Raw genomic sequence first — 25004 nt, 5'->3', positions numbered from 1 at the left:
CTGCGCACGGCACCCACCGGCCCGGCTTCGCCGGGCCGGTGGGTGCCGTGCGGCTCAGTCGACGTGGAGGCGATAGCCCCGTTTGACCACGGTCTGCACGACGCGTGGCGCCTTCAGACCGGCTCGTAGCCGGGCCACCGCCATCTCCACGGCATGCTCGTCGGCGCCGCGCGGCAGCGTACGCAACAGGGCGGTACGCGACAGCACTCGCCCGGGGGCCTGGGCCAGTGCCCGCAGCACCGCCATCGGCGCCGGGGCCAACGGACGTAGCTCACCGTCGACCACCGCCGCGTGGCCGCGCAGGGTGAGCAGGTGTCCAGCGACCTTGATGGTGGTCGTACGGCGGGGCAGTTCGTCGACGATGGTCCGGACCAGCGCGCCGAGCCGCGCCCGGCTCGGCGCGCTCACCGGCACTCCGCGCCGGACCAGCGGTTCGGCGGTCACCTGGCCGACGCAACTGGCCAGCACGTCACTGCGCAACGCGTCCAGCACCGTGTCCGTGCGATCGCCGGCGGCCCGCAGCAGCGCCTCCACCGCCGGTGCCGAGGTGAAGGTGACCGCGTCGACCAGCCGTCCCGCCACCAGGTCGACCAGCCGGTGCAGCGGTGCCGGGTCGGTGGGCGGGGCCCAGCGGTAGACCGGGATCTCGATGACGGTGGCACCGGCGTCCTCCAACGCACGGGTGCACTCCGGTTGCCGTTCGCCGTGCAGCTGCATGGCGATCACCTGACCGGACACGCCGCGCTGCCGCAGATGATCGACCACCTCGTCGCAGCTCTCCGAGGCGGGGGACCACTGGTCGTACAGGCCGGCTGCCCGGATCGCGCCACGCGCCTTGGGCCCCCGGGCCACGACGTAGGCGTCACCGAGGACCCCACGCAGCGGCTCGGCGAGCCCCCAACCCTCGGCGGCCTCCAGCCATCCGCGCATCCCGATGCCGGTGTTGGCCATCAGGATGTCGGGTGGCCGTTCCAGGCAGGCACGGGTCGCCTCACGCAGTTCGGTGTCGTCCGCGAGCGGCACGATCCGCAGGGCGGGGGCGAGCACCACCCGGGCACCGCGTCGTTGGAGCAGCGCGGCGAGTTCGTCCCGCCGCCGGTCGGCGGTCACCCCGATGGTGAAGCCGGCCAGTTCCTCGCGCATCAACCCTCCTGTCGCAGCCGCACCTCGACCATGCCGTTGTGGCAACGGACCTGGTGCCGAGCGACGCAGACGCCCGGCAGGTCGAGACAGTCCCCCGTACGCAGGTCGTACACCTGTTTGTGCAGCGGCGACGCGACGGTCGGTGCCTCGCCTCGGCTGCCCACGATGCCGCGGGAGAGCACGTACGCCCCGGAAACCGGATCGAGGTTGTCGATGGCGTACAGCCCGTCGGTGGTCTGGAAGATCGCCACCTGCACCCCGTCGACGAGGGCGGCGACGCCCCGGTCCCGGTCCAGGCGGTCCACCGGGCAGACGGCGACCCAGCTCAGGGTCATCGCGGCGGTCATCGGCGCACCTCCGGAAGGCCGAGCGCGACCGGTTGGCGGCCCGGTGTGGCGGCTGGCTGACCGCCGACCGGCACCGGCTGTCCGCGTTCGGTGACGAAGGTGATCGACGGGTCGGGTACCTCCGGCGCGTTGACGAACGAGGTGAACCGACGCAACCGGTCCGCGTCTGCCAGCACGTCACGCCACTCGTCCGAGTAGCCGGTCACGTGCCGGGCCATCGCGGCGTCGAGTTCTGCGCAGAGGCCGAGCGAGTCGTCCACGATGACCGCCCGGAGGTGGTCCAGGCCGCCCTCCATCGCCTCGATCCAGGCGGCGGTACGTTGCAGCCGGTCGGCGGTGCGGATGTAGTACATCAGGAACCTGTCGATCAGCGTGATCAGCGCTTCCGTGGACAGGTCGGTGGCGAACAGGTCGGCGTGTCGAGGACGGAAGCCGCCGTTCCCGCCGAGGTAGAGGTTCCAGCCGACTTCGGTGGCGATCACGCCGAAGTCCTTGCTGCGTGCCTCGGCACATTCCCGGGCGCAGCCGGAGACCGCCGATTTGATCTTGTGTGGGGCGCGGAGACCCCGGTAGCGAAGTTCCAGGGCGACGGCCAGACCGACCGAGTCCTGCACCCCGTAGCGGCACCAGGTGGAGCCGACGCAGGACTTCACCGTGCGCAGCGCCTTGCCGTACGCGTGCCCGGACTCGAACCCGGCGTCGACCAGCCGACGCCAGATCTGTGGCAACTGGTCGACCCGGGCACCGAACAGGTCGATTCGCTGCCCGCCGGTGATCTTCGTGTAGAGGTTGAAGTCGCGGGCCACCTCGCCGATGATGATCAGCTTCTCCGGGGTGATCTCTCCACCGGGGATCCGAGGCACCACCGAGTAGCTGCCGTCGCGTTGCAGGTTCGCCAGGAAGTGGTCGTTGGTGTCCTGCAACGAGGCCTGCTCGCCGTCGAGGATGTGACCGCTGCCGAGCGAGGCGAGGATCGAGGCGACCACCGGTTTGCAGATGTCGCAGCCCCGCCCCCGACCATGCTCGGCGATCAACTGGGAGAACGTCCTGATGCCGCGTACCCGGACGATGTCGAACAGCTCCTGCCGGCTGACGTCGAAGTGCTCGCAGAGCGCTTTCGACTGGACGACGCCGGCCGCGTCGAGCAACTGCTTGAGCATCGGCACGCAGGAGCCACAACTCGTCCCGGCCCGGGTGCACGCCTTCAGGGCGGCCACGTCGGCGCAGCCGTCCGCGACAGCCGTGTCGATGTCCGCCCGGGTCACCGCGTTGCAGGAGCAGATCTGGGCGGTCGCGGGCAGGGCACCGGCCGTGGCTCCCACCGCGTCGTCGCCGGCCAGCAGGGCCAGCGGAGCGGCCGGCAGCGGACCGCCGACGCTGGCGCGCAGCGTCGGGTACGCGCTGGCGTCGCCGACCAGCACCCCGCCCAGCAGGGTCGACGCGTCGTCGGAGAGGACCAGTTTGGCGTACGCCCGGGTGGCCGGGTCGGTCCAGGTGACGTCCAGGCAGCCCGGCGTCGCGCCGTGCGCGTCGCCGAACGAGGCGACATCGACACCGAGCAGCTTGAGCTTGGTGGCGGTGTCCGCCCCCGGGAAGGTGGCGGTGCCGCCGACCAGCCGGTCGGCCACCACCTCGGCCATCGCGTACCCGGGGGCGACCAGGCCGTAGCAGGTGCCGTCGATCGCCGCGCACTCGCCGACCGCGTAGATGCGCTCGTCCGTGGTCCGGCAGGCGGCGTCGACCAGCACACCACCGCGTGGACCGATGTCGAGTCCGGCTGCCCGGGCCAACTCGTCCCGGGGCCGGATACCGGCGGCCACCACCACCAGATCGGCGTCGACCAACGCGCCGTCGGCGAGTTCCAGGGCGACCACGGCTCCGTCCGTGCCGGGCCGCAGCGCGGTGGTGGCCACGCCCAGGTGGCACCTGACGTCCAACTCCTCGACGTAGCGGCGGAGCATCGCGCCGCCGGCGGTGTCCACCTGCACCGGCATCAGCCGGGGGGCGAACTCGACCACGCTTGTGGTCAACCCGAGCAGGCGCAGCGCGTTCGCCGCCTCCAGGCCGAGCAGCCCGCCACCGATGACAGCGCCGGTCTGGCGGTCCTTCGCGTACCGACGGATGGCGGCGAGGTCGTCCAGGGTCCGGTAGACGAAGACGCCAGGCAGGTCCGTTCCCGGCACCGGTGGCACGAACGGGTACGACCCGGTGGCGAAGACCAGGACGTCGTACGGGTACTCGTCGGCCGTCGTGGTCACCACCCGGCGACTCCGGTCGACGCCGGTGGCCGGCTCGCCGAGTCGCAACTCCACCCCGTCGTGCGGGGTGTGCAGGTTCAGGTCCTCCTCGTCGGCGCCGTCGAAGTACGCCGAGAGACGCACCCGGTCGTACGCCGGCCTGCTCTCCTCGGCGAGCACGGTGACCCGCCACCGTCTTTGTGGGTCGCGGGCCCGCAGCGCGTCCACGAACCGCTGGCCGACCATGCCGTTGCCGATGACAACCACGTTTCCGCCGGTCATCGTCCCACCTCCACCGGATCCGTTCTGGACAACCAGTCGACGATGCCGGCGACCGCGTCGCGGCATCCGCCGCAGCCGGTACCGGCCCGGGTCGCCGCGACCACGGCGTCGACCGTGCGTGCTCCGTCCCGCCAACACCGCACGAGGGCTCCCTTGCTCACCGAGTTGCACTGGCAGACCACGGCCGCGTCCGGCATCAGCGCCGGTGACGCGGCCGGTGCCGCGACGGCCCCGCCGACGGCTCGGCCGAGCAGCAATGCCCGCCGATCGGTGGGCACCGGGTGACCACGGTCGAACAGCTGGATCACCGTGCCCACGGCGGGGTTGTCGCCGAGCAGGATCGCGGCGGCCAACCGCTCGTCGTGAATGCGCAACCAGGCGTAGGTGCCCCGGGCCGGGTCGGCGAAGGTCAGCTCCTCGCCGGGGCCACCCGTCGGGTCACCCATCGCGGCGAGATCGATGCCGGCCGCCTTGAGCCGGGTGACCGCCGGTCGTGGCCGGTAGCGGGCCAGTGGGTCCTGCCCGGTCACCACCTGGGCCACCACCCGAGCCTGCGCCCAGGCCGGTGCCACCAGCCCGGTCAGCGTGCCGTCGTGCTGGGCGCAGTCGCCGATCGCGGAGATGTGCGGGTCACTGGTGCGCAGCCGGTCGTCGACCAGCACACCCCGCTCCACGGCCAGGCCGGCTGCCGCAGCGAGGGCGGTGTCGGGGCGTACGCCGCAGGCGAGCACCAGCAGGTCGGCGTCGAGCGACCGACCCTCGGACAGCTCCAGCCGCACTCCTGCCGCGTCGGCGTGCACCGCGGTTGGTTCCACCGCCAGGTGGGTGGTCACGCCGAGGTTGGCGAGCGTGCCGGCGAGCATGGCACCGGCGGCCGGGTCGAGTTGGCGGTCCATCAGGTACGGCACCCGGTGCACCACGCCCACGTCGAGGCCCCGGAGTGCCAGCCCACGGGCGGCCTCCAGGCCGAGCAGGCCGCCGCCGAGCACCAGGGCGCGCCGGGCGGCACCGGCGAGGGCGAGGATGCGCCGACAGTCGTCCAGGGTGCGGAACGGGACCACCCGCTCCGGGAGTTGCCGTGGGTCGAGCCCGGGCAGTGCGGGCACCACCGCCTGGCTGCCGGTGGCGAGGACCAGGTGGTCGTAGGGAATCCGGTCGCCGTCGTCGGTGCGTACCAGGCCGGCGGCACGGTCGATCGCGCTGACCGTCACCCCGGTGCGTAGGTCCACGCCGCGTCCGGCGACCTCCGCCAGCTCCACGTCCGACTCACCGATCTTGCCGGTGAGCAGGGTGGACAGCATGATCCGGTTGTACGCGGGGTGCGGCTCCGCGCCCAGCACGGTGACCTTCAGGTCCTCGCCGCGGGCGTGCAGTTCCGCCGCCACCCGGGCGCCGGCCATCCCGTTGCCGACCACCACGACCCGTTCGCTGCGTCCGGTCATGCCTTCTCCACCCGTACCGCGCAGATCTTGAACTCCGGCATGCCGGAGATTGGGTCCACGGCGTCGTTGGTGACCGAGTTGGCCCGCGCCCGGCCACCCCAGTGGAAGGGCGCGAAGACGGTGTCCGGCCGGATGCCGGGGCTCAGCCGGGCCGGTGCCTGGAACTCGCCACGCCGCGAGCGCACGCGTACCGGCTCGCCGTCGGCGACGCCGAGCCGTTCGGCGAGGTCCGGATGCAGCTCCACGAACGCCTCGGGAGCCGCCCGGCGCAGCGCCGCCACCCGGCGGGTCTGGGTGCCGGACTGGTACTGGGCGAGCACCCGGCCGGTGGTGAAGTGCAGCGGATAGTCGGCGCACACCTCCTCGGCCGCCGGCCGGTGCTCCACCGGGTGGAACCGGGCCAACCCGTCAGCGGTGGCGAAGCGGTCGGTGAAGAGTCGAGGGGAATCGGGGCCTTCGTCGTCGGGGCACGGCCAGAAGACGCCGTCGGTGGCGTCGATCCGGTCCCAGCTGATCCCGGCGTAGTCGGCGATGCCCCCGGCCGAGGCGCGGCGCAGCTCGGCGAAGACCGCGTGCGGGTCGGCTGCGTCCGCCTCGTCCGAGGGCGTGCCAGCTGTTAGGAGGGGGCCCTTGCTATGCACGAGACGGTAAGAGGGGGCCCTTCCTTGCGTTTGGAGGCGGGTGGTGAGGGCGGCGAGGATCGCCAGGTCGGTGCGGACATCCGCCGGGGGTGGGCGCAGCGCCCGGCGGCGGAGCACCCGTCCCTCCAGGTTGGTCATCGTGCCGTCCTCCTCGGCCCACTGGGCGGTGGGCAGCACCACGTCGGCCAGGGCGGCCGTCTCGGAGAGCAGGAAATCGGCGACGACCAGCAGGTCCAGGTCGCGCAGGCGACCCTCGACCCGGGCGGCGCGGGGCGCGGAGACCACCGGGTTCGAGCCGAACACCAGCAGCGCCCGTGGCCCTGCCTCCGTGCCCAGCGAGTCCAGCAACTGGTACGCCGGCACCCCCGGCCCGGGCAGCTCGTCGGCGGGCACCCCCCAGACCCGCGCCACGTGGGCTCGGGCCTCCAGATCGTCGATCCGGCGGTACCCGGGAAGCTGGTCGGCCTTCTGCCCGTGCTCCCGGCCGCCCTGCCCGTTGCCCTGCCCGGTGAGGCAGCCGTATCCGGAGCCGGGACGGCCGGGCAGGCCGAGCGCGAGGGCGAGGTTGACGAAGCCGGTGACGGTGTCGACGCCCTTGGCGTGCTGTTCGGCGCCGCGTGCGGTGAGGATGATCGCCCGCCCGGCGGTGCCGAGGGCTCGCGCGGTCTCCGCCAGGTCGGCCACGGGCACGCCGGAGAGCGCTTCGGCGCGGGCCGGCCACCACCCCGCCACGGTGCGTTTCACGGCGGTGAATCCGGTGGTACGGGTGGCGATGTACTCGCCGTCGACGTAGCCCTCGGTCAGGGCGACGTGCAGCAGCGCGTTGGCCACCGCCAGGTCGGTGCCGGGCAACGGCTGCAGGTGCAGGTCGGCCTGCCGGGCGGTGGCGGTGACCCGTGGGTCGACCACGATCAGCTTGCCGCCCCGCTCCCGTTGCTCGGTCAGCCAGCGCATCAGCGGCGGCATGGTCTCCGCCGGGTTCGCGCCGACCAGCAGCAGGGTGTCCGCCCGCCCCAGGTCGGACAGCGGGAACGGCAGCCCCCGGTCCACCCCGAAGGCCCGCATACCGGCGGCGGCGGCGGACGACATGCAGAACCGTCCGTTGTAGTCGATGTGCCGGGTGCCCAGCGCCACCCGCGCGAACCGGCCCAGCGCGTACGCCTTTTCGTTGGTGAGCCCGCCGCCACCGAAGACGGCGACCGCGTCGCGGCCGTGCTGCTCCTGTACGTCGCGAATGCCGCTGGTGATCCGGTCCAGCGCGGCGTCCCAACTGGCCGGGCGCAGCTCGCCGCTGGCCGGGTCGCGCAGCAGGGGACTGGTCAACCGGTCCGGGTGGCCGAGCAACTCCGTCGAGGTCCAGCCCTTCTGACACAGGCCGCCCCGGTTGGTGGGGAAGTCGCGGGGTAGCACGCTGACCGAGTCGGCCTCCTCGCGCAGGGTCATCCCGCACTGGAGTGCACAGTACGGGCAGTGGGTCGCCACCTCCCGGGGCTCCCGCCCCGGTCGCGTCGCTGGCCGTGCACCGTCTGTCATGTCGGCAAAGCGTGCCGTTGCGCAGTTTCCGGTCCGCGTCCCGTTTGTTTCGGCCCTGTCAAGAGCCGCTCACACCGCACCTCGGCTGAGAGTCGACTCGCCAGGTCTACAATGTGGAACGAGAATCCTGCTATATGGGAGGCGTTATGAGTGTGGCCGAGGCGTTCGACGCGGTGGCAGGCAGTTACGATGCCGCACGCCGCAGGCTGGTGCCCTGCTTCGACGCGTTCTACACGACCGCCGTCGAGGTGGCAGCGCCACCGCTGCGGGCCGCGCTGGCGGCCGGGCGTACGCCCGAGGTGCTCGATCTCGGTGCCGGGACGGGTCTGCTGTCGGCGCTGCTCTCCGCCGCCGTGCCCGGCGTGCGGCTGACCCTGCTGGACGCCGCGCCGCAGATGCTGGCGGTCGCCGCCGAGCAGTTGGCCGGCCGGGGTGTCGCGCACCGGGTGGTGGTGGCCGACCTGACTGGTCCGCTGCCCGCCGGGCGGTACGACGCCGTGGTCAGCGCGCTGGCCATTCACCACCTGGACGACGTCGCCAAGCGCGACCTCTACCGGCGGGCAGCCGGGGCGCTGGTGCCCGGCGGCGTTTTCGTCAACGCCGAGCAGGTGGCCGGCCCGACCCCGGAACTGGACCGGCGCTACCACGAGATCTGGTTGGCGCAGGTCGCGGCGCTCGGTTCGGACGCCGTCGAGATCGCCGCCGCCGAGCAACGGATGGCCTACGACCGCCCCGCGTCGGTCACCGAGCAGTGCCGTTGGCTGACCGAGGCGGGCCTGGATGACGTGGACTGCTTCTTCAAGGCATGGCGCTTCGCCGTCATCGCCGGCCACCGCGGTGGCCGGCGGGCGAGGGGCACTTCGGGGATGACTAGTGGTCATACCAGCGGGTAATCTGCCGGTATGACGGCCAAGGTGACTCTGTCGTTCGCTGACGAGACGATCGCGGACGCCCGGCGGTTCGCCAAGCGGGAAGGGCTCTCCCTCTCCGCCTGGATGGACCAGGCGGCCCGGGAGAAGGCGCTGCGTGAGGTCTTCGCCGCGCACGCCGCCGCCGTCGGGCGGGCCGGGCTGGATCTGGAATCCGCCTCGCTGGCCGATGCCCAGGAGGTCGGCATGGTCGATGACCTGCTCTTCGGTGGTCCTCCGCGTGCTGCGTAGGGGCGAGGTCTGGCGGATCGAAGGGGCCCGGGAGCGCCTCGGCCTGGTGATCAGTTCCGATGTCTACAACTCCACGGCGGTGCCCATCGTGATCGTGGCCGAGGTGGTGGAGGCCGCACTGTTGCGCGACTCGCCGCTGGCGGTGCCGATGGGGGACCAGGTGGTGATGCCCGACCGGATCTCCTCGCCGATGAAGAAGTGGTTCACCGAATGCGTCGACGTCGCCGACGCGGAGACGATGGGGCGGGTGAACCGGGCGCTGCGCATCCTCCAGCAACTCTGACGGCACCTCTGACGGCACCTCACCATTGCCGCCGGCTGGTGGTGCGCTCCCCGTTGCCCGGCCGACCCGAACGGCGAACGCCGTGGTAACGGCGGATCCCTAGCTTCTGCGCCATGACCACCACGAGCGCGCAGCCGACGGTAATCGAAGAGGAGAGCCTGGACCGCCGACCGGGTCGGTGGATCGGGCACTGGGCACCTGAGGATCCGGCCTTCTGGCGGCGGATCGGCAGTGGTGTCGCCCGGCGCAACCTCATCTGGTCGATCTTCGCCGAGCACATCGGCTTCTCGGTGTGGCTGCTCTGGAGCATCGTCGTCGTCCGGCTCGGCGACGCCGGCTGGCAACTCACCACCAGCCAGGCGCTCTGGCTGACCGCCGTGCCGAGCGGGGTCGGCGCCCTGCTGCGACTGCCGTACACCTTCGCCGTGCCGGTCTTCGGCGGCCGCAACTGGACGGTCATCTCCGCGTTGCTGCTGATCGTGCCCTGCACCGGACTGGCCTGGGCGGTCGAGCACCCGGAGATCGGCTTCGTGTCATTGCTGTTGATCGCCGCCACGGCCGGGCTCGGCGGCGGCAACTTCGCCTCCAGCATGGCCAACATCTCCTTCTTCTATCCGGAGCGGGAGAAGGGGTGGGCGTTGGGACTGAACGCGGCGGGCGGCAACATCGGGGTGGCCGTGGTGCAGTTCGTGGTGCCCCAGGTGATCGTGCTCGGCGGCGGCCTCGCCCTGGCCCGGGCCGGCCTGATGTACATCCCGCTGGCCGTGATCGCCGCCGTCTGTGCGTACCTGTTCATGGACAACCTGGTCGAGGCGAAGGCCGACGTGCGGCCGGTCTGGTCGTCGCTGCGGCACCGCGACACCTGGATCATGTCGCTGCTGTACATCGGCACGTTCGGCTCGTTCATCGGCTACTCGGCGGCCTTCCCCACCCTGCTCAACTCGGTGTTCGGCCGGCCGGACGTCGCGCTGGGCTGGGCTTTTCTCGGCGCGGGGGTGGGCTCGCTCTGCCGGCCGTTCGGCGGCCGCCTGTCCGACCTCGTCGGCGGGGCCAAGGTCACGGTGGTCAGCTTCGTGCTGATGGCGGTCGGTGCCCTGGGCGCGCTCTGGTCCGTCGAACAACGCAGCATGGCCCTGTTCTTCGCGGCGTTCCTGCTGCTCTTCGTGGCCACCGGCGTCGGTAACGGCTCGACCTACCGGATGATCAGCAGGATCTTCCAGGTCAAGGGCGAGGAGCGGGGCGGTACGCCGGAGGTGATGCTGGCGATGCGTCGGCAGGCCGCCGGTGCGCTGGGCATCATCTCGGCGGTCGGTGCCTTCGGTGGTTTTCTGGTGCCGATCTGTTATGCCTGGGCCCGGTCGACCTACGGGGGCATTCAGCCGGCACTGCGCTTCTACGTCGGGTTCTTCCTGGTACTGCTGGTGGTCACCTGGGTGGCGTACCTGCGTCCCGGTAGCCGGATGGCCCGCGCAGGGGTGTGACGGTCGCCATACAAGCCCCGCTTGCCCTGCCAGCCCGACCCCGTTTTGACCGGCCGGCCGGGCTGCGGGTATCGTTGCCTGCTGTTGTACGACATCTGTGGGCGTGCCGCCTGAGGTACGCTTGGTCGTTCGTGCGCGCTGGTCCGGCTGGGTTGTCCTGGTCACCTCGGCGCGCGACCCCAGACCGACGACGAGACAAGGTAGACCTGTGCGTACGTACAGCCCGAAGCCGGGTGAGATCGAGCGTCAGTGGCACGTCATCGACGCCTCTGATGTCGTGCTGGGCCGCCTGGCCACCCACGCCGCCACGCTGCTGCGGGGCAAGCACAAGCCGACTTTCGCGCCGCACGTCGACACGGGCGACTTCGTCGTCATCGTGAACGCGGGCAAGGTGGCGCTGACCGGCAACAAGCGTCAGCAGAAGGTTGCTTACCGGCACTCCGGTTACCCGGGTGGCCTGAAGCAGGTTGGCTACGACGAGTTGCTGACCAAGCGCCCCGAGCGGGCTATCGAGCTGGCGGTGAAGGGGATGCTCCCGCACAACAAGCTCGGCCGTCAGCTCATCAAGAAGCTGAAGGTCTACGCCGGTGCCGAGCACCCGCACGGCGCGCAGCAGCCAGTGCCGTTCGAGATCAAGCAGATCGCGCAGTGAGCGCGGGCGAAGGAAGCAGCATGACCGACATCACCGCCACCGAGGTCGCCCCTGAGGCCACCGAGGCGCCGGCGCCCGTCGCGCGCGCGCCTCGTGGTGACCGCCCGATCCAGACCGTGGGTCGGCGCAAGGAGGCCATCGTCCGGGTGCGCATCGTGCCGGGTACCGGCAAGATCACCTGCAACGGACGTGACCTGGAGGCGTACTTCCCGAGCAAGGTGCACCAGCAGCTGATCAAGGACCCGCTGGTGACCGCCGAGAAGCCCGAGGCGTTCGACGTCATCGCCAACCTGCGTGGCGGCGGCACCACCGGCCAGGCCGGTGCGCTGCGGCTGGCCATCGCCCGGGCGCTGATCGTCAGCGAGCCCGACGACCGCCCGGCCCTGAAGAAGGCCGGCTTCCTGACCCGGGACGCCCGGGTCAAGGAAAGCAAGAAGTACGGCCTCAAGAAGGCCCGTAAGGCTCCCCAGTACTCGAAGCGCTGATCTCCAGCCGCACCTTGTACTTCTGACGGACGGCCGGTCCGCCTCCCCTCGACAGGGGAGGTGGGCCGGCCGTTTCCGTCGCTTCGCGACAAGGCATTCTTCCTGTATCGGCAGTTCATCGGAGGTTGGTGGGTATGGGCCGGTTGTTCGGCACGGACGGCGTACGCGGGCGGGCGAACGCCGACCTCACCCCGGAGTTGGCGCTCTCGGTGGCAGTCGCGGCCGCCCAGACCCTCGCCGAGTCGGACCGAGGCCGCGCCCCACTGGCCGTGGTGGGTCGGGACACCCGGGCCAGCGGCGAGATGCTCGAAGCCGCCGTGGTGGCCGGGCTGACCAGCGCGGGCGCGACGGTGATCCGGGTCGGTGTGCTGCCCACGCCAGCGGTCGCCTTCCTCACCGCAGAGGCCAAGGCGGACCTCGGGGTGATGCTGTCGGCCTCGCACAACCCGATGCCGGACAACGGGATCAAGTTGTTCGCCGCCGGTGGGCACAAGCTGCCCGACGAGATCGAGCTGCGAATCGAGGCGGCGATCGAGGCCAACGGCACCACCGCCTGGAAGCGTCCGGTCGGCGCGGGAGTGGGCCGGGTACACGATCTGCTCGACGGCGCGAGTCACTACGTGCAGCACGTCGCCGGAACGACGGCGCACCGGCTCGACGGAATCAAGGTCGTGGTCGACTGCGCCAACGGTGCCGCTGCCGAGGTGGCTCCGGCGATCTACCGGGAAGCCGGTGCAGAGGTGATCGCGATCCACGCCGAGCCGGACGGGCTCAACATCAACGACGAGTGCGGCTCCAACCACATCGAGACGCTGCGCCAGGCGGTGGTGGAGCACGGGGCGCACCTGGGGATCGCGCACGACGGTGACGCCGACCGGTGCATGGCGGTGACCGCCGAGGGCGACGAGGTCGACGGCGACCAGGTGATGGCGATCCTGGCGCTGGCCATGCGGGAGGCCGGCACGCTGACCGGGGACACCCTGGTCGCCACCGTGATGAGCAACCTCGGTTTGCGCCTGGCCATGTCCGCCGCCGGCATCCGGCTGGTCGAGACCAAGGTCGGCGACCGGTACGTGCTGGAGGAACTGCGTGCCTCCGGGCTTGCCCTGGGTGGCGAGCAGAGCGGGCACATCGTCATGCCGGCGTACGCGACCACCGGAGACGGTGTCCTCACCGGACTGCACCTGATGGCTCGAATGGCCGCCACCGGCCGCTCCCTCACGGAGCTGGCGGGTGTGATCACCAAGCTGCCGCAGGTGCTGATCAATGTGCCGGTCGGTGACCGCACCATCGGTGCCGCCGCACCGGCGGTGCGTGCCGAGGTCGAGCGGGCCGAGGCCGAGTTGGGCGAGACCGGCCGGGTGCTGCTGCGCCCGTCGGGTACCGAGCCGTTGGTCCGGGTGATGGTCGAGGCGGCCACCGAGCAGGCCGCCCGCGACATCGCCGAGCGCATCGCCGCTCAGGTCCGCACCGCCAGCCCTGCCTGACCGCCACCACCGGCGACGATCGACGCCGCCGAGGGTCAACGCGCGTCCCCCTACTGTGTAGGGTGCCGTGGGACGATGACCGCCGGCCGCCGCAGGGGCGGGCCGCCACATCTCACGGGGGTGACTGTGTCTCACCCAGGTTCTCCTGGTTCCCTGGACCAATCTGCCGGCCTTCCGCCGGCCGACGCACCGGCCGAGGCAGAGCAGAGCTGGCTCGGGGCCCGCTGGGGCCGCCTGCTCATGACCATGGTCACGCTGGGGCTGGTCATCGGCTCCGTGGCGGCTCCGTGGTCCGAGGTGCAGCTCGAGGTGCTGGGCAGTAGAGACGACTCGCTCTTTTATCAGGATTCGACCACCGGGCTCGCCGTCACCGAGATCGACGGGTGGGGCTGGGCGTACCTTCTCCTGCTGGTGCCGCTGGTGCTGCTGACGGTGGCTGCGGTGGTATTGCCCAGATCCGCCGGACGGGCCGCTGCGGTCGCGGCGGGTGGTGCCCTGCTGGCCATGACGACCGTGCTGGTCGGTGCCGCGTACCACCTCTCGTCGACACCGGACGAGGCCGCTGCCCGCTGGGCCGAGGTCGTGCGCCGGCTGACGCCGGTGATGGACCGGGACTACGGGTCGATCTGGTTCGGCTATGACAGCCCCGGCCTGACGTTCGCGGTGCTCGCCGTCGCGACCCTCGCCGCCGTGGTGCTGACCAGCGCGTGGCCGGGTTCCGGCCGGGTCGTCGTGGCGGGAGCCGGGACGTTGGCGTTGCTCGCCGGCATCGCATTGCCCTGGGTGACCGTGTATGGCGCGACCGCCAGCGAGCTGGACCGGCGCAACGTCTGGTGGCCCACCCTCGGCGGTGGCGCGGTGCTCATCATGGTCGGCATGCTGGCGGTCGCCGCTCTGACCTGGTGGGCCGCGCTGCGCCGGTCGACCCGGGGCCGGCTGGCCCTGTTGCTCGTGACGGTGCCGGCGGCCTTAGCGCTCTTCATCGCGCCCGACTACGTCAAGGTGGATCCCGAGGAGTGGCAGGATGCGGCCGAGCGGGCCCGATTCCTCGCGGTCACCTACGATGTCCGTTCTGCAGCCGAACTCGTTCAGCTCGCGCCCGTGCTCTTCCTCGTCGCGATGGTGCTGGCCTGGTCGGCGGCGCGACGGCGGGCCCGGGCCGCGCGGTCACCGCAGCTCGGGTAGCCGGCGCAGCCGGGTCACTGCCTCGGCCAACACCTCGGGACGCTTGCAGAAGGCGAACCGGATCAGCCGCCGACCGGCCTCGGGGTCGTCGTAGAAGACCTGGGTGGGCACCGCAACCACGCCGGACCGCTCGGGCAGCGCACGGCAGAAGTCGACACCATCACTGCCGTCCAGGGCGGTGATGTCGGCGGTGACGAAGTACGTGCCCTCCGGGACGAGCACGTCGAACCCGGCAGCGGTCAGCCCGTCGATCAGTTGGTCACGGCGGGCCTGCAGGTCGGCCCGGAAGGCGGTGAAGTAGTCGTCGGGCAGGGCGAGAGCCACCGCCACCGCAGGTTGCAGGGGTGCGGCGTTGACGAAGGTGAGGAACTGTTTGACCCGCAGCAGCGCCGACACCAGTGCCGCGGGACCGCTGGCCCAGCCCACCTTCCAGCCGGTGCAGGAGAAGGTCTTGCCGGCCGAGGAGATCCGCAGGGTTCGCTCGCGCATCCCGGGCAGCGTGGCCAGCGGAACGTGCCCGCTCGGGGCGTCGGTGAAGGCCAGATGCTCGTACACCTCGTCGGTGACCGCGTAGGTGTCGTGCTCCTGGCACAGCTCGGCGACCAAGGCCAACTCGTCCGGGGTGAACACCTTGCCGGTCGGGTTGTGCGGGGAGTTCAGCAGCACCAGCCGGGTACGCGCACCGAACGCGGCCCGCAGGTCGTCCGGGTCGAAGGCGTACCGCCCGTCCGAGTCCGGGCGCAGCGTCACCGGCCGCCGGACCGCGCCGGCCAGGGCGATGGAGGCCGCGTACGAGTCGTAGTAGGGCTCGAAGCAGATCACCTCGTCGCCGGGCTCGCAGAGGGCGAGGATGGCCGCGGCCACCGCCTCGGTGGCTCCGGCGGTCACCACCACCTCGCCGTCCGGGTCGTACTCCAGTCCCCAGAAACGGCGTTGGTGCGCCGCGACGGCCGCCCGTAGCTCGGGGATGCCGGGCCCGGGTGGGTACTGGTTGCGGCCGGCGGCCAGCGCCGCCGCCGCGGCGGCGAGCATCTCGGGCGGGCCGTCGGTGTCCGGAAAACCCTGCCCGAGGTTCACCGCACCGGTACGCACCGCGAGGGCGGACATCTCGGCGAAGATGGTCGTCCCGAACGGGCGCATCCGGGACACCAGCGGGTCGACATCGCTGCTCGTCACGCCCGTCAGGGTACGGGTGCGATCTGTTGGCCGGCCCGCCGCTGGATGCGTGCTTTGTGGCAGCCTTCACCGTGATCGCCAGATCGCTCAAGTTCAGTGATTGTTTACCCCGCTTTCGAGCAGACATCGTGAGCGAAACTGGTTAGGCTGCCACCCATGTGTGGAATCGTGGGTTACGCCGGCGCCCGACCGGCGCTCGGTATCGTGCTCGACGGCTTGCGGCGGCTGGAGTACCGCGGCTACGACTCAGCCGGCGTCGCCATCGTCTGCGACGGGGAGCTACTGACCGAGAAGAAGGCCGGCAAGCTGGCCAACCTGGAGAAGGTGCTCTCCGAGCGGGCGGCCGAGAACCCGGCCGGCTGTGGCGCCAGCCCGATCGGCATCGGCGACGGCACCACCGGCATCGGACACACCCGGTGGGCCACCCACGGCGGCCCCACGGACCGCAACGCCCACCCGCACCTGTCGCCCGACGGGCGGGTTGCGGTGATCCACAACGGCATCATCGAGAACTTCGCCAAGCTTCGTACCGAACTGGAGGACCAGGGCGTCACCTTCAGCAGCGACACCGACACCGAGTGCGCGGCGCACCTGCTCTCGGCTGCCCTGACCGAGCTGCGCGCGGCCGGCCAGCCGGACGGGCCGCAGTTGCTGACCGCCGCGATGCGCGTGGTGTGCCAACGGCTGGAGGGCGCCTTCACACTGCTCGCCGTGGACTCGGCGATTCCCGGCGCGGTGGTCGGCGCACGCCGCAACTCACCCCTGGTCGTCGGTCGCGGTGTCGGGGAGAACTACCTGGCCAGCGACGTCGCCGCGTTCATCGAGCACACCCGGGAAGCGGTCGAGCTGGGCCAGGACCAGATCGTCCTGATCACCAGTGACAGCATCGAGATCACCGACTTCGACGGCCAGCCCGCCAGTGGCAAGGACTTCCACATCGACTGGGACTCCTCCGCCGCAGAGAAGGGCGGCTACGACTGGTTCATGCTCAAGGAGATCGCCGAGCAGCCGGAGGCGGTCGCCGACACGCTGCTCGGCCGGCTCACCGAAACCGGCGAGATCATGCTCGACGAGGTCCGCCTCAGCGACCAGGACCTGCGCGACGTCGACAAGGTCTTCATCGTCGCCTGCGGCACCTCCTACCACGCCGGGATGGTGGCGAAGTACGCCATCGAGCACTGGACCCGGATCCCCTGCGAGGTGGAGCTGGCCAGCGAGTTCCGTTACCGCGACCCGGTGCTGGACCGGTCCACCCTGATCGTGGTGATCTCGCAGTCCGGCGAGACCATGGACACCCTGATGGCGCTGCGGCACGCCAAGGACCAGAAGGCCCGGGTGCTGGCGATCTGCAACACCAACGGCTCCACCATTCCCCGGGAGTCCGACGCGGTCCTCTACACCCACGGCGGCCCGGAGATCGCCGTCGCCTCCACCAAGGCGTTCCTCACCCAGCTGGTCGCCTGTTACCTGATCGGGCTGCACCTGGCCCAGGTGCGCGGCATCAAGTTCGCCGACGAGGTGGCGGCCGTGGTCGAGCAGCTCCACCAGGTGCCGGAGAAGCTGCGGGACCTGCTCGGGCGGATCGAGCCGGTCCGTGAGCTGGCCCGTGAGCTGAGCGCCGAGACGACCATCCTGTTCATCGGCCGGCACGTCGGCTACCCGGTGGCGTTGGAGGGCGCGCTGAAGCTCAAGGAGCTGGCGTACATGCACGCCGAGGGCTTCGCCGCAGGCGAGTTGAAGCATGGGCCGATCTCGCTCATCGACCAGAACACCCCGGTCATCTGCATCGTCCCGTCCCCGGTCGGTCGGGGCATGTTGCACGACAAGGTCGTCTCCAACATCCAGGAGGTACGCGCACGCGGTGCGCGCACCATCGTCATCGCCGAGGAGGGCGACGAGTCGGTGGTCCGGTACGCCGACCACCTGATCTACGTCCCGCGGACGCCCACGCTGCTCGCGCCATTGGTCACCGCGGTGCCCCTCCAGGTGCTCGCGGCCGAGATCGCCGCCGCCCGGGGCCACGACGTCGACCAGCCGCGCAACCTCGCCAAGTCCGTCACCGTGGAGTAGTGGCGGTGGGTCACCGGCCCAGCACCACCCGCGCCATCCCGTCCAGCGCCGGATTGTCCGGATGCCAGTAGCCGGTGTGGCCGTACCGGCCACTGGGGAACGTCCGGCCTCCGAAGCCCGGCTCGGCCGGGTCGCGCCCGAACCAGCGTTCGTCGCTCGACCCGGCCAGCCAGCCGGCGATCGTGCCGATCGGGGTGGCACCGAGCGCCGCCCGCCGGGCCAGCTCGTCCGGCGGGCGGGTCAGCCGGATCACGTCGTCCGGTGCGGTGCTGGCCCACACCTGCCCGGGTGGCAGCCCCAGGTCGGCCGCGTGCGTCACGCCGACGCCGGGTGAGCCGACGAAGACCAGCGCGTCCGCCGCCAAACCATGATCGCGGGCGGCGGTGCCCACCACCAGTGACCCGTAGCTGTGCCCGAGCACGGTCTGCCGGCCCGGCGGGCCGTCGTGGGTGGCCCGCAGGCCCTCCTGGAACCGGTGCAGCGCCTCCCCGGCCGCGCGGGCCTGTCCGTCCCAGGCCGCCTCGTGCAGGAAATCCGGGGCGTCGTAATCCAGCCAGAGCACCGCCGAGGTCTGCGTACCGGGGGCCAGCTCGGCGCAGCGCTCCAGCACCCGGGCCGCCCGGCCCAGTTCGCCGGTGGCGTCGCTGAGCCCAGCGGTCATCCCCGGCACGTAGGTGAGCACATCCGTGGCGCGGTCCGGGTTGCCCAGCGCCACCACCGCCCGTCCCTCGCCGCCGACGTCCAGACCCAGCAGGTACGCCCGTGGTTGGTGAGCTGACTCCAACCGGTCGACGAGGGCGTCCAACCCGGACATCGCGGCGTCCACGGCACGCAGCCCGGCCAGCTCCAGCGGGCCGCGTGGCACCCGGGCCAGCAACTGCTCCCACCGCTCGACCAGTGCCGCCCGTCGAGCGGCGAGCAGCAGCCGGTTCGCCTGGTCACGGGCTTCGGCCGGCACCCCGTCGAGTCGGCCGGTCAGCGCCGGATCGTGCACCACCAGCCAGCGACGCTCGGCCGGAGTGAGCCCGGCCCACCAGCGCCGCACCAGACCAGGATCGGCGTTCGGCGGCGGACGGTAGGACGGTGGCTGAGCCGGCCAGCCGGTGCTGGCGGCCCTGGTCAGCCGTGCGAGACGGGTCGTGGCTTCCGCGTCGGCCGCGTCGGCCAGGTCGAGGGCCTCCCGCAGGGCCGCAGCCACCTGGAGCACCGGCTGGCCGGTGCGGTCGGTCGACACCCGGGACGGATCGGCGCGGACATCGCCCCGGCGGTCGATCAGCACACCGGTTGTGGCGGCCAGCGCCACGGCCGCCGCCAGCCGAGCCCGCGCGGCGACCAACCGCGCGGCGAACTCGGCGAGGATCTGATCGGTCTCGATCACGGCCGGAACCAGGGCGACCAGCTCGGCGCGCAGCCCGGACAGTCGAGCGTCGGCCGACCCGGCGGCACTGCCCGACCAACCCGTGCGCAGCGTCGCACCGCCGTCAGCCAGTTCACCGGCCCGCCGCTCGACCAACCCGGTCAGACCCGCCCAGGCCGACCCGGTGGCCCGCCAGGCGGCCGGGTCGACCGTGGAGAGTTGGGCGTAACCGACCTGCCCCGGTGCGTTCATCGGGGCAGGGCGGACAGCCGGGCGGCGGCCCGCGCGTCCACCGACTCGTACGCCCCGGCGGCGGCGCGTACCGCGTCACTGGTCTCCGCGACCCGGGCACCGAGCCGCCCGGACCAGGCGTGCACGGCCGTCTCCAGGCCGGCGAGCGCCTGTGCCGTCGACCATTCCCGGGCCGGTGCGGTCAGCCCTCGCTCACCGGCCAGCCCGTGCGCCAGCCGGTAGGCGGTAGCCCCCAGCGCCTGCCCGACCTGGTGCAGCAGCTCCGGCCGTACGGTCAACTTCTCCTCGGCCATCGGTTCCTCCCGCCCGGCATCAGCACGACGCCGACGAGGCTAGGTGGTGACGTGGCCGTCGGTCGTGCCCTGTGGACAGCCGGCGGTGCGCGTACCCCTGGTTTGTCCACAGGCGTTGCCGGACGCGCGCCGGACGGCTATCTTGCGGCCTCCGCGCCGGTAGGGTTTGGGGCATGCGATCGGTCTGGCGGGTGGCGGACATACGCGCGGCGGAAACGGCGCTGATGGCCACCCTGCCACCCGGCACGCTGATGCAACGCGCCGCCGCCGGGCTGGCCCGGCGCTGCGCGCTGCTGCTCGCCGAGCGGGGCGGGGTGTACGCCGCGCCGGTGCTGCTGCTCGTCGGCTCCGGCGACAACGGTGGCGACACCCTGTACGCCGGTGCCCGGCTCGCTCGGCGCGGTGCCGCGGTCTCGGCGTTGTTGCTCACCCCGGAGCGGGCGCACGCCGACGGCCTGGCCGCGCTGCGGGCGGCCGGCGGGCGGGTGGTGTCGCGGCCACCTGCGGTGGTCGACGTGGTGCTGGACGGGATCGTCGGCATCGGCGGTCACGGTGGGCTGCGGGAGCCCGCTGACCAGTTGGCGGCGAGCCTGCTTCGGCACCGGGGACGTGACGGCGAGCGGGCGACGGTGGTGGCGGTCGATGTGCCCAGCGGTGTCACGGTGGACACCGGAGCGGTGCCGCTGACGCCGTCCGGCCGACCCAACGCGGTGCACGCCGACGTGACGGTGGCCTTCGGCGCGTGGAAACCGGCGCTGGCGGTCGGCCCCGCCGCCGCACTGGCCGGCGAGGTGGAACTGGTCGACATCGGGTTGACGCCGTGGCTGCGCGGCAGCCCCGCACTGCGCGTGGTGGAGTGGTCCGACGTGGCCGACTGGTGGCCCCCGCTCGGTCCCACCTCGGAGAAGTACTCTCGGGGTGTGGTCGGGGTCGCCACCGGCTCCGCGACGTACCCGGGCGCGGCGGTGCTCTCCGTCGGCGGCGCGCTCGCCGGTCCGACCGGCCTGGTGCGCTACGCCGGGGGCGCCCGGGACGAGGTGGTGCGTGAGCACCCCTCGGTGATCGCCACCGGTCGGGTGGCCGATGCCGGCCGGGTGCAGGCCTGGGTGTGCGGGTCAGGACTGGGCACCGACGAGCGGGCGGCGACCGAACTGCGGACGGTGCTCGCCGCACCGGTACCGGTGGTGCTGGACGCCGACGCGCTGACCCTGCTGGTCGACGGCTCCCTGGCCGATCAGTTGCGACGACGGGACGCGCCGATCGTGGTCACCCCGCACGATCGGGAGTTCACCCGGCTCTGCGGGGAGGAACCGGGTGCCGACCGGGTCGCCGCCACGCTGCGACTGGCTGCCTGGATGAACGCGGTGGTGCTGCTCAAGGGGGATCGCACGGTGGTCGGCACGCCGGACGGGCAGGCGTACGTCAACCCGACCGGCACGCCCGCGTTGGCCACCGGCGGCACCGGCGACGTGCTGGCCGGACTGCTCGGTTCGCTGCTCGCGGCGGGGTTGCCGGCCGACCGGGCCGCTGCCGCCGCGGCGTACCTGCACGGGCTGGCCGGCCGGGAAGCGGCCCGGGGCGGCCCGGTGACCGCGCCGGACGTCGCCGCCGCGTTGCGTCCCGTGCTGGCCCGTCTGCCCTGAGTACCCGTCGTGGTGATCAGCGCGGAAAGTAGGGTGGAAGCATGTGGCAGGCCGAGGTACGTGTCGACCTTGACGCGATCCGGGAGAACGTGGACCGGCTGCGCGCGGGCACCAGCGCGGAACTGATGGCGGTGGTGAAGGGCGACGGATACGGCCACGGCATGGTTCCGGCCGCCCGAGCGGCGCTCGACGCGGGAGCGGACTGGCTCGGCGTCTGCACCCTGGACGAGGCGCTGGCGTTGCGCGCGGCCGGCATCGAGGCCCCGGTGCTGGCCTGGCTGCTCACGCCGGGGCTACCGCTGCACACCGGCGTGACGGCCAACATCGACCTGGGAGCGGCCAGCCTGCCCCAGCTCGACGAGATGCTGGCGGCGAGCCGGACGGCCGGGCGACCCGTCCGACTGCACCTGAAGATCGACACCGGGCTGGCCCGGGGCGGCGCGACGGTCGCCGACTGGCCGACTCTGCTCGACGCCGCCGCGAAGGCACAGGCCGACGGGCTGGCCGAGGTGGTCGGGGTGTGGAGCCACTTCGTGTACGCGGATTCGCCCGGTCACCCGACCACCGATCGGCAGTTGGCCGTTTTCCACGAGGGCCTGGCCATGGTCGAGCGGGCCGGGCTGCGCCCGCGCTACCGGCACCTGGCCAACTCGGCGGCCACGCTGACCCGGCCGGACACCCATTTCGACCTGGTCCGTCCGGGGCTGGCCGTCTACGGACTCTCCCCGGTGGCGGGCGAGACGTACGGGCTGCGTCCGGCGATGACCGCCCGCGCCCGGGTGATGCTGACCAAGCGGGTGCCGGCCGGTTCGGGTGTCTCCTACGGCCACACCTACACGACCGAGCGTGCGGCGAACCTGGCCGTGGTGCCGCTCGGCTACGCCGACGGGGTGCCCCGACACGCCTCGAACTCCGGTCCGGTGCAGCTCGGCGGGGTCCGCCGGACCATCTCCGGTCGGGTCTGCATGGACCAGTTCGTGCTCGACTGCGGCGACGACCCGGTGGCCGCCGGCGACGTGGCGGTCCTGTTCGGCAGCGGGGCCGAGGGCGAGCCCACCGCTGACGACTGGGCCGAGGCGGTCGGCACCATCAACTACGAGATCGTCACCCGGTTCGGCAGCACCCGGGTGCCCCGCGTCTACGACGGCGACCACCCATGAGCGGTTGGCACATTCCGCGACCCCGGACGACCGCCGGAAAGGCCGCCGGACTCGTGGGCGCGGCGCTGGGGGTGGCCGCCGCCGGACTGGCCGCCGGCGTCGCCACGGAACGCGCCCTGGTCCGCCGGCTGAAGGCGGACCCCACCGACGCGTACGCCGACGAGGTCTTCGACGATCAGCGGTACGACGAGGCGTACCGGCTGGAGATGAGCGACGGCACCGACATCCACGTCGAGGTGGTCGAGCCGACCCGACCGGTAGCGGGCAACCCGACCGTGCTGCTGGTGCACGGCTTCTGCCTGGACATGGGCACCTTCCACTTCCAGCGCAAGCTGCTCGCCGAGCGGGGCGAGCACCGGATCGTCGCGTACGACCAGCCGGGGCACGGCCGGTCGGGGCGGCTGGAGAGCGGCGAGTACGACCTGGCTGCGCTGGGGCGTACGCTGCGCCGGGTGATCGACGAGGCTGCCCCGGAGGGGCCCCTGGTGCTCGTCGGTCACTCGATGGGCGGCATGACCATCATGGCCCTGGCCGAGCTGTATCCGGAGATGTTCGGCGACCGGGTGGTGGGAACCGTGCTGATGGCCACGTCGGGCGGGCTGCTGGCGGAGACGAAGCTGGTCGCGCCCGCCCTGCTGGGCCGGGTGGGCGCGCCGGTGCTCTACATGGCGGGCAACGTCACCCGTTACGGCGGGGCGGTGATCGACCGGGCCCGCCGCTCGACCACGAACGTGGCCTGGTTGCTCACGCGCAGGTACGGTTTCGGCACCAGCAATCCGAGCCCTGCCCTGGTGTCCTACGTGGAGCAGATGAACTCCCGTACCTCCGCCGACACGGTGACCCGCTATCTGCGCACGCTGGCCACCCACTCCCGATTTCCGGCACTGGCCGCGTTGGCGGGCACGCCGGTGCTGGTGATCGTCGGCGACAAGGACATGATCACCCCGATCAACCATTCGGAGGAGATCGTCCGGCGGCTGCCGCACGCCGAGTTCGTACGGATCCCCGACAGCGGTCACGTGGTGATGCTGGAGCACGCCGACGAGGTCAACGCCGCGTTGCTCAGCTTCCTCGACACCTGCGGGCGGGACGGCTCGTGACCGAGGTCGTGCTGCCGACGGTCGCGGACACGTACGCCTTCGGGCGTCGGCTGGCCGGGCTGCTGCGCGCCGGTGACCTGGTGCTGCTCACCGGCCCGCTGGGCGCGGGCAAGACCGCGTTGACCCGGGGGATCGGGGCCGGTCTGGGGGTGCTCGGTGACATCACCTCGCCGACGTTCGTGATCGCCCGGGTGCACCGTCCGGACCCGACCGGCGGGCGCGCAGTGGCGCTGGTGCACGCTGACGCGTACCGGTTGGGTGACGCGGGTGATCCCCGGGCCGAGATCGACGACCTCGACCTCGACGCTTCGGTCGACGAGTCGGTGACCGTGGTCGAGTGGGGCGAAGGGCTGGTGGAGCAACTGGCCGACGCGCATCTGCGGATCCGCCTGCACCGGCACGACGACGATACCCGTACGGCGGAGCTGGAGCCGGTCGGTGGCGACTGGGCGGAGCGCCTCGCCGCCCTGGGCTGAGCGCTGTCGTACCCGATACCTACAGTGCCCGCAGACGTTCCGACCGGTGAGAGGTTGCCGATGCCCGACGACACCCCTGCTCTCGACCTGCTGGCGCTGCTTCCCGATGAGTGGCGGGCGGTGCTGACCCCCCATCTCGACCCGGCCCGGGTGTCCGCGTTGGCCGAGTTCGTCGCCGGGGAGTACGCTGCCGGCCCGGTCTTCCCGCCGGTCGAGGATCTGTTCTCGGCCTATCGGCTCTGCGCGCCGTCGGCCTGCCGGGTGTTGATCCTCGGTCAGGATCCCTACCACCGCGCCGGCCAGGCTCACGGGTTGAGCTTCAGTGTGCGGGAGGGGGTGTCGGTGCCGCCGTCGTTGCGCAACGTCTTCAAGGAACTGGGCGAGGATCTGGGCGTGCCGAAGCCGCGCAGCGGCAACCTCGACGGCTGGGCGGCGCAGGGTGTGCTGTTGCTCAACTCGGTGCTGACCGTGCGGCAGGGCAAGCCCGGTTCGCACGCGAACCGGGGCTGGGAGGAGTTCACCGACGCGACCATCCGGGCACTCGACGCGCTGGACTCCCGGGTGGTCTTTCTCCTCTGGGGCGGCTACGCGCGCAAGAAGGCGACGCTGGTCAGCAACCCCTCGCACGTGGTCCTGGAGGCCGGTCATCCCAGCCCGATGAATCCGCGCGGCTTCCTCGGCAGCCGGCCGTTCAGCGCGGCCAACAAGGCGCTCGCCGACGCCGGCCAGCCCACCATCGACTGGGAGCGCTCGGCCGGCTGAGCCGCGTGCTTCTCCCGCCACGTCGCCCGCACGTACCAGCCGGTGGCATCCGCCTGGTTGATCGATTCAGCCGGTCGTACGACATTCCTTGACTGACATCGATCGTTGGATAACGATATCGGAAACATCGATGCTGGCTAACATCCTCAGTCTGGGGGTCAGTGGCGACGCGAAGTAGCAGTGGAACACCCACACAACCGACAGTCCGGTAATTCGTACAACCATGGCGCGGCAACGACGAACGGTGACCGTCCCGTTACCACAAGCACCCCGTCGATCACGTCACGCCGCCTCTCGCAAGGAGAAGCACGCCACCATGAACGAAATCCCCACACACCGCAAGAGTCGCCGACGCGG

The 25004-nt window shown here is 71.8% G+C and carries 22 protein-coding genes; 14 read left to right on the top strand and 8 right to left on the bottom strand.

Annotation, left to right across the window (positions count from 1 at the left end):
- Window positions 1-54: 54 nt before the first annotated feature.
- Genes Vlu01_RS10510 through Vlu01_RS28100 form a run of 5 tightly spaced genes read right to left on the bottom strand, consistent with a single transcriptional unit; the run spans window position 55 to window position 7625 of the window.
- The gene (locus Vlu01_RS10510) at window positions 55-1143 is read right to left on the bottom strand and encodes a uroporphyrinogen-III synthase (protein WP_203997165.1); all 1089 of its coding nucleotides are present in this window, start codon (window positions 1141-1143) and stop codon (window positions 55-57) included.
- Entirely contained in the window at window positions 1143-1490 is a 348-nt protein-coding gene (gene nirD / locus Vlu01_RS10505) for a nitrite reductase small subunit NirD (RefSeq protein WP_203997163.1), read from the bottom strand. Before nirD ends, Vlu01_RS10510 begins: the two co-directional genes overlap by 1 nt.
- Window positions 1487-4009: a nitrite reductase large subunit NirB gene (gene nirB / locus Vlu01_RS10500; RefSeq protein ID WP_203997162.1), complete on the bottom strand. Its 2523-nt coding sequence runs from the start codon at window positions 4007-4009 to the stop codon at window positions 1487-1489. Before nirB ends, nirD begins: the two co-directional genes overlap by 4 nt.
- Entirely contained in the window at window positions 4006-5451 is a 1446-nt protein-coding gene (locus tag Vlu01_RS10495; RefSeq protein ID WP_203997159.1) for an FAD-dependent oxidoreductase, read from the bottom strand. Before Vlu01_RS10495 ends, nirB begins: the two co-directional genes overlap by 4 nt.
- Complete coding sequence (locus Vlu01_RS28100; RefSeq protein WP_203997157.1) at window positions 5448-7625, bottom strand: molybdopterin oxidoreductase family protein; 2178 nt, start codon at window positions 7623-7625, stop codon at window positions 5448-5450. Before Vlu01_RS28100 ends, Vlu01_RS10495 begins: the two co-directional genes overlap by 4 nt.
- A 146-nt stretch (window positions 7626-7771) precedes the next feature.
- Here Vlu01_RS28100 and Vlu01_RS10485 point away from each other — a divergent pair, with 146 nt between their 5' ends.
- The 8 genes from Vlu01_RS10485 (at window position 7772) to Vlu01_RS10450 (ending at window position 14358) form a co-directional block, all read left to right on the top strand.
- Window positions 7772-8518 carry a class I SAM-dependent methyltransferase gene (locus Vlu01_RS10485; RefSeq protein WP_203997155.1) on the top strand — a complete coding sequence of 249 codons (747 nt, stop codon included), beginning with the start codon at window positions 7772-7774 and terminating at the stop codon, window positions 8516-8518.
- A gap of 9 nt (window positions 8519-8527) precedes the next feature.
- Window positions 8528-8785, top strand: coding sequence for a hypothetical protein (locus Vlu01_RS10480; RefSeq protein WP_155214581.1), 258 nt, complete (start codon window positions 8528-8530; stop codon window positions 8783-8785).
- The gene (locus tag Vlu01_RS10475; RefSeq protein WP_203997436.1) at window positions 8763-9068 is read left to right on the top strand and encodes a type II toxin-antitoxin system PemK/MazF family toxin; all 306 of its coding nucleotides are present in this window, start codon (window positions 8763-8765) and stop codon (window positions 9066-9068) included. The genes Vlu01_RS10480 and Vlu01_RS10475 overlap by 23 nt, the downstream gene beginning before the upstream one ends.
- A gap of 113 nt (window positions 9069-9181) precedes the next feature.
- Window positions 9182-10549, top strand: a complete 1368-nt coding sequence (locus tag Vlu01_RS10470) for a NarK family nitrate/nitrite MFS transporter (RefSeq protein WP_203997153.1) — start codon at window positions 9182-9184, stop codon at window positions 10547-10549.
- Between the two features lie 208 nt (window positions 10550-10757).
- A complete protein-coding gene (gene rplM / locus Vlu01_RS10465) occupies window positions 10758-11201 on the top strand; it encodes a 50S ribosomal protein L13 (protein WP_203997151.1) in 444 nt (147 codons plus the stop codon).
- Between the two features lie 20 nt (window positions 11202-11221).
- A complete protein-coding gene (rpsI, locus tag Vlu01_RS10460) occupies window positions 11222-11686 on the top strand; it encodes a 30S ribosomal protein S9 (RefSeq protein WP_018784602.1) in 465 nt (154 codons plus the stop codon).
- 134 nt (window positions 11687-11820) lie between these two features.
- Window positions 11821-13173 carry a phosphoglucosamine mutase gene (gene glmM, locus Vlu01_RS10455; RefSeq protein ID WP_203997150.1) on the top strand — a complete coding sequence of 451 codons (1353 nt, stop codon included), beginning with the start codon at window positions 11821-11823 and terminating at the stop codon, window positions 13171-13173.
- Window positions 13174-13413: 240 nt separating this feature from the next.
- On the top strand, window positions 13414-14358 hold the full coding sequence (locus Vlu01_RS10450; RefSeq protein WP_203997149.1) for a hypothetical protein: 945 nt from the start codon (window positions 13414-13416) through the stop codon (window positions 14356-14358).
- On the opposite strand, the gene Vlu01_RS10445 is transcribed toward Vlu01_RS10450, so the two are convergent.
- Window positions 14341-15534: a pyridoxal phosphate-dependent aminotransferase gene (locus Vlu01_RS10445; protein WP_203997148.1), complete on the bottom strand. Its 1194-nt coding sequence runs from the start codon at window positions 15532-15534 to the stop codon at window positions 14341-14343. The two genes, Vlu01_RS10450 and Vlu01_RS10445, sit on opposite strands and share 18 nt — an antisense overlap.
- Before the next feature lie 156 nt (window positions 15535-15690).
- Here Vlu01_RS10445 and glmS point away from each other — a divergent pair, with 156 nt between their 5' ends.
- On the top strand, window positions 15691-17604 hold the full coding sequence (glmS, locus tag Vlu01_RS10440) for a glutamine--fructose-6-phosphate transaminase (isomerizing) (RefSeq protein ID WP_203997147.1): 1914 nt from the start codon (window positions 15691-15693) through the stop codon (window positions 17602-17604).
- A 10-nt stretch (window positions 17605-17614) separates the two neighbouring features.
- On the opposite strand, the gene Vlu01_RS10435 is transcribed toward glmS, so the two are convergent.
- Together Vlu01_RS10435 and Vlu01_RS10430 are read right to left on the bottom strand one after the other, a co-directional pair.
- Window positions 17615-19213 carry an alpha/beta hydrolase gene (locus tag Vlu01_RS10435; RefSeq protein WP_203997146.1) on the bottom strand — a complete coding sequence of 533 codons (1599 nt, stop codon included), beginning with the start codon at window positions 19211-19213 and terminating at the stop codon, window positions 17615-17617.
- Window positions 19210-19506, bottom strand: coding sequence for a type VII secretion target (locus tag Vlu01_RS10430; protein WP_203997145.1), 297 nt, complete (start codon window positions 19504-19506; stop codon window positions 19210-19212). The genes Vlu01_RS10435 and Vlu01_RS10430 overlap by 4 nt, the downstream gene beginning before the upstream one ends.
- 173 nt (window positions 19507-19679) lie before the next feature.
- Between Vlu01_RS10430 and Vlu01_RS10425 the strand changes: the two genes are divergently transcribed.
- The 5 genes from Vlu01_RS10425 to ung are packed head-to-tail and all read left to right on the top strand — an operon-like array spanning window position 19680 to window position 24647.
- On the top strand, window positions 19680-21149 hold the full coding sequence (locus Vlu01_RS10425; protein WP_203997144.1) for an NAD(P)H-hydrate dehydratase: 1470 nt from the start codon (window positions 19680-19682) through the stop codon (window positions 21147-21149).
- A 41-nt stretch (window positions 21150-21190) separates the two neighbouring features.
- The gene (gene alr, locus Vlu01_RS10420) at window positions 21191-22309 is read left to right on the top strand and encodes an alanine racemase (protein WP_203997142.1); all 1119 of its coding nucleotides are present in this window, start codon (window positions 21191-21193) and stop codon (window positions 22307-22309) included.
- The gene (locus Vlu01_RS10415) at window positions 22306-23409 is read left to right on the top strand and encodes an alpha/beta fold hydrolase (protein ID WP_203997140.1); all 1104 of its coding nucleotides are present in this window, start codon (window positions 22306-22308) and stop codon (window positions 23407-23409) included. The genes alr and Vlu01_RS10415 overlap by 4 nt, the downstream gene beginning before the upstream one ends.
- Window positions 23406-23885 carry a tRNA (adenosine(37)-N6)-threonylcarbamoyltransferase complex ATPase subunit type 1 TsaE gene (tsaE, locus tag Vlu01_RS10410; protein WP_203997137.1) on the top strand — a complete coding sequence of 160 codons (480 nt, stop codon included), beginning with the start codon at window positions 23406-23408 and terminating at the stop codon, window positions 23883-23885. Before Vlu01_RS10415 ends, tsaE begins: the two co-directional genes overlap by 4 nt.
- A 60-nt stretch (window positions 23886-23945) precedes the next feature.
- Window positions 23946-24647 (top strand): uracil-DNA glycosylase, encoded by a 702-nt coding sequence (ung, locus tag Vlu01_RS10405; RefSeq protein WP_203997129.1) that lies wholly within the window; start codon window positions 23946-23948, stop codon window positions 24645-24647.
- Window positions 24648-25004 lie beyond the last annotated feature (357 nt).

The sequence above is a fragment of the Micromonospora lutea genome (assembly GCF_016863535.1).
Lineage (GTDB): Bacteria > Actinomycetota > Actinomycetes > Mycobacteriales > Micromonosporaceae > Micromonospora > Micromonospora lutea.
This window is presented reverse-complemented; position numbering and strand designations above follow the sequence as displayed.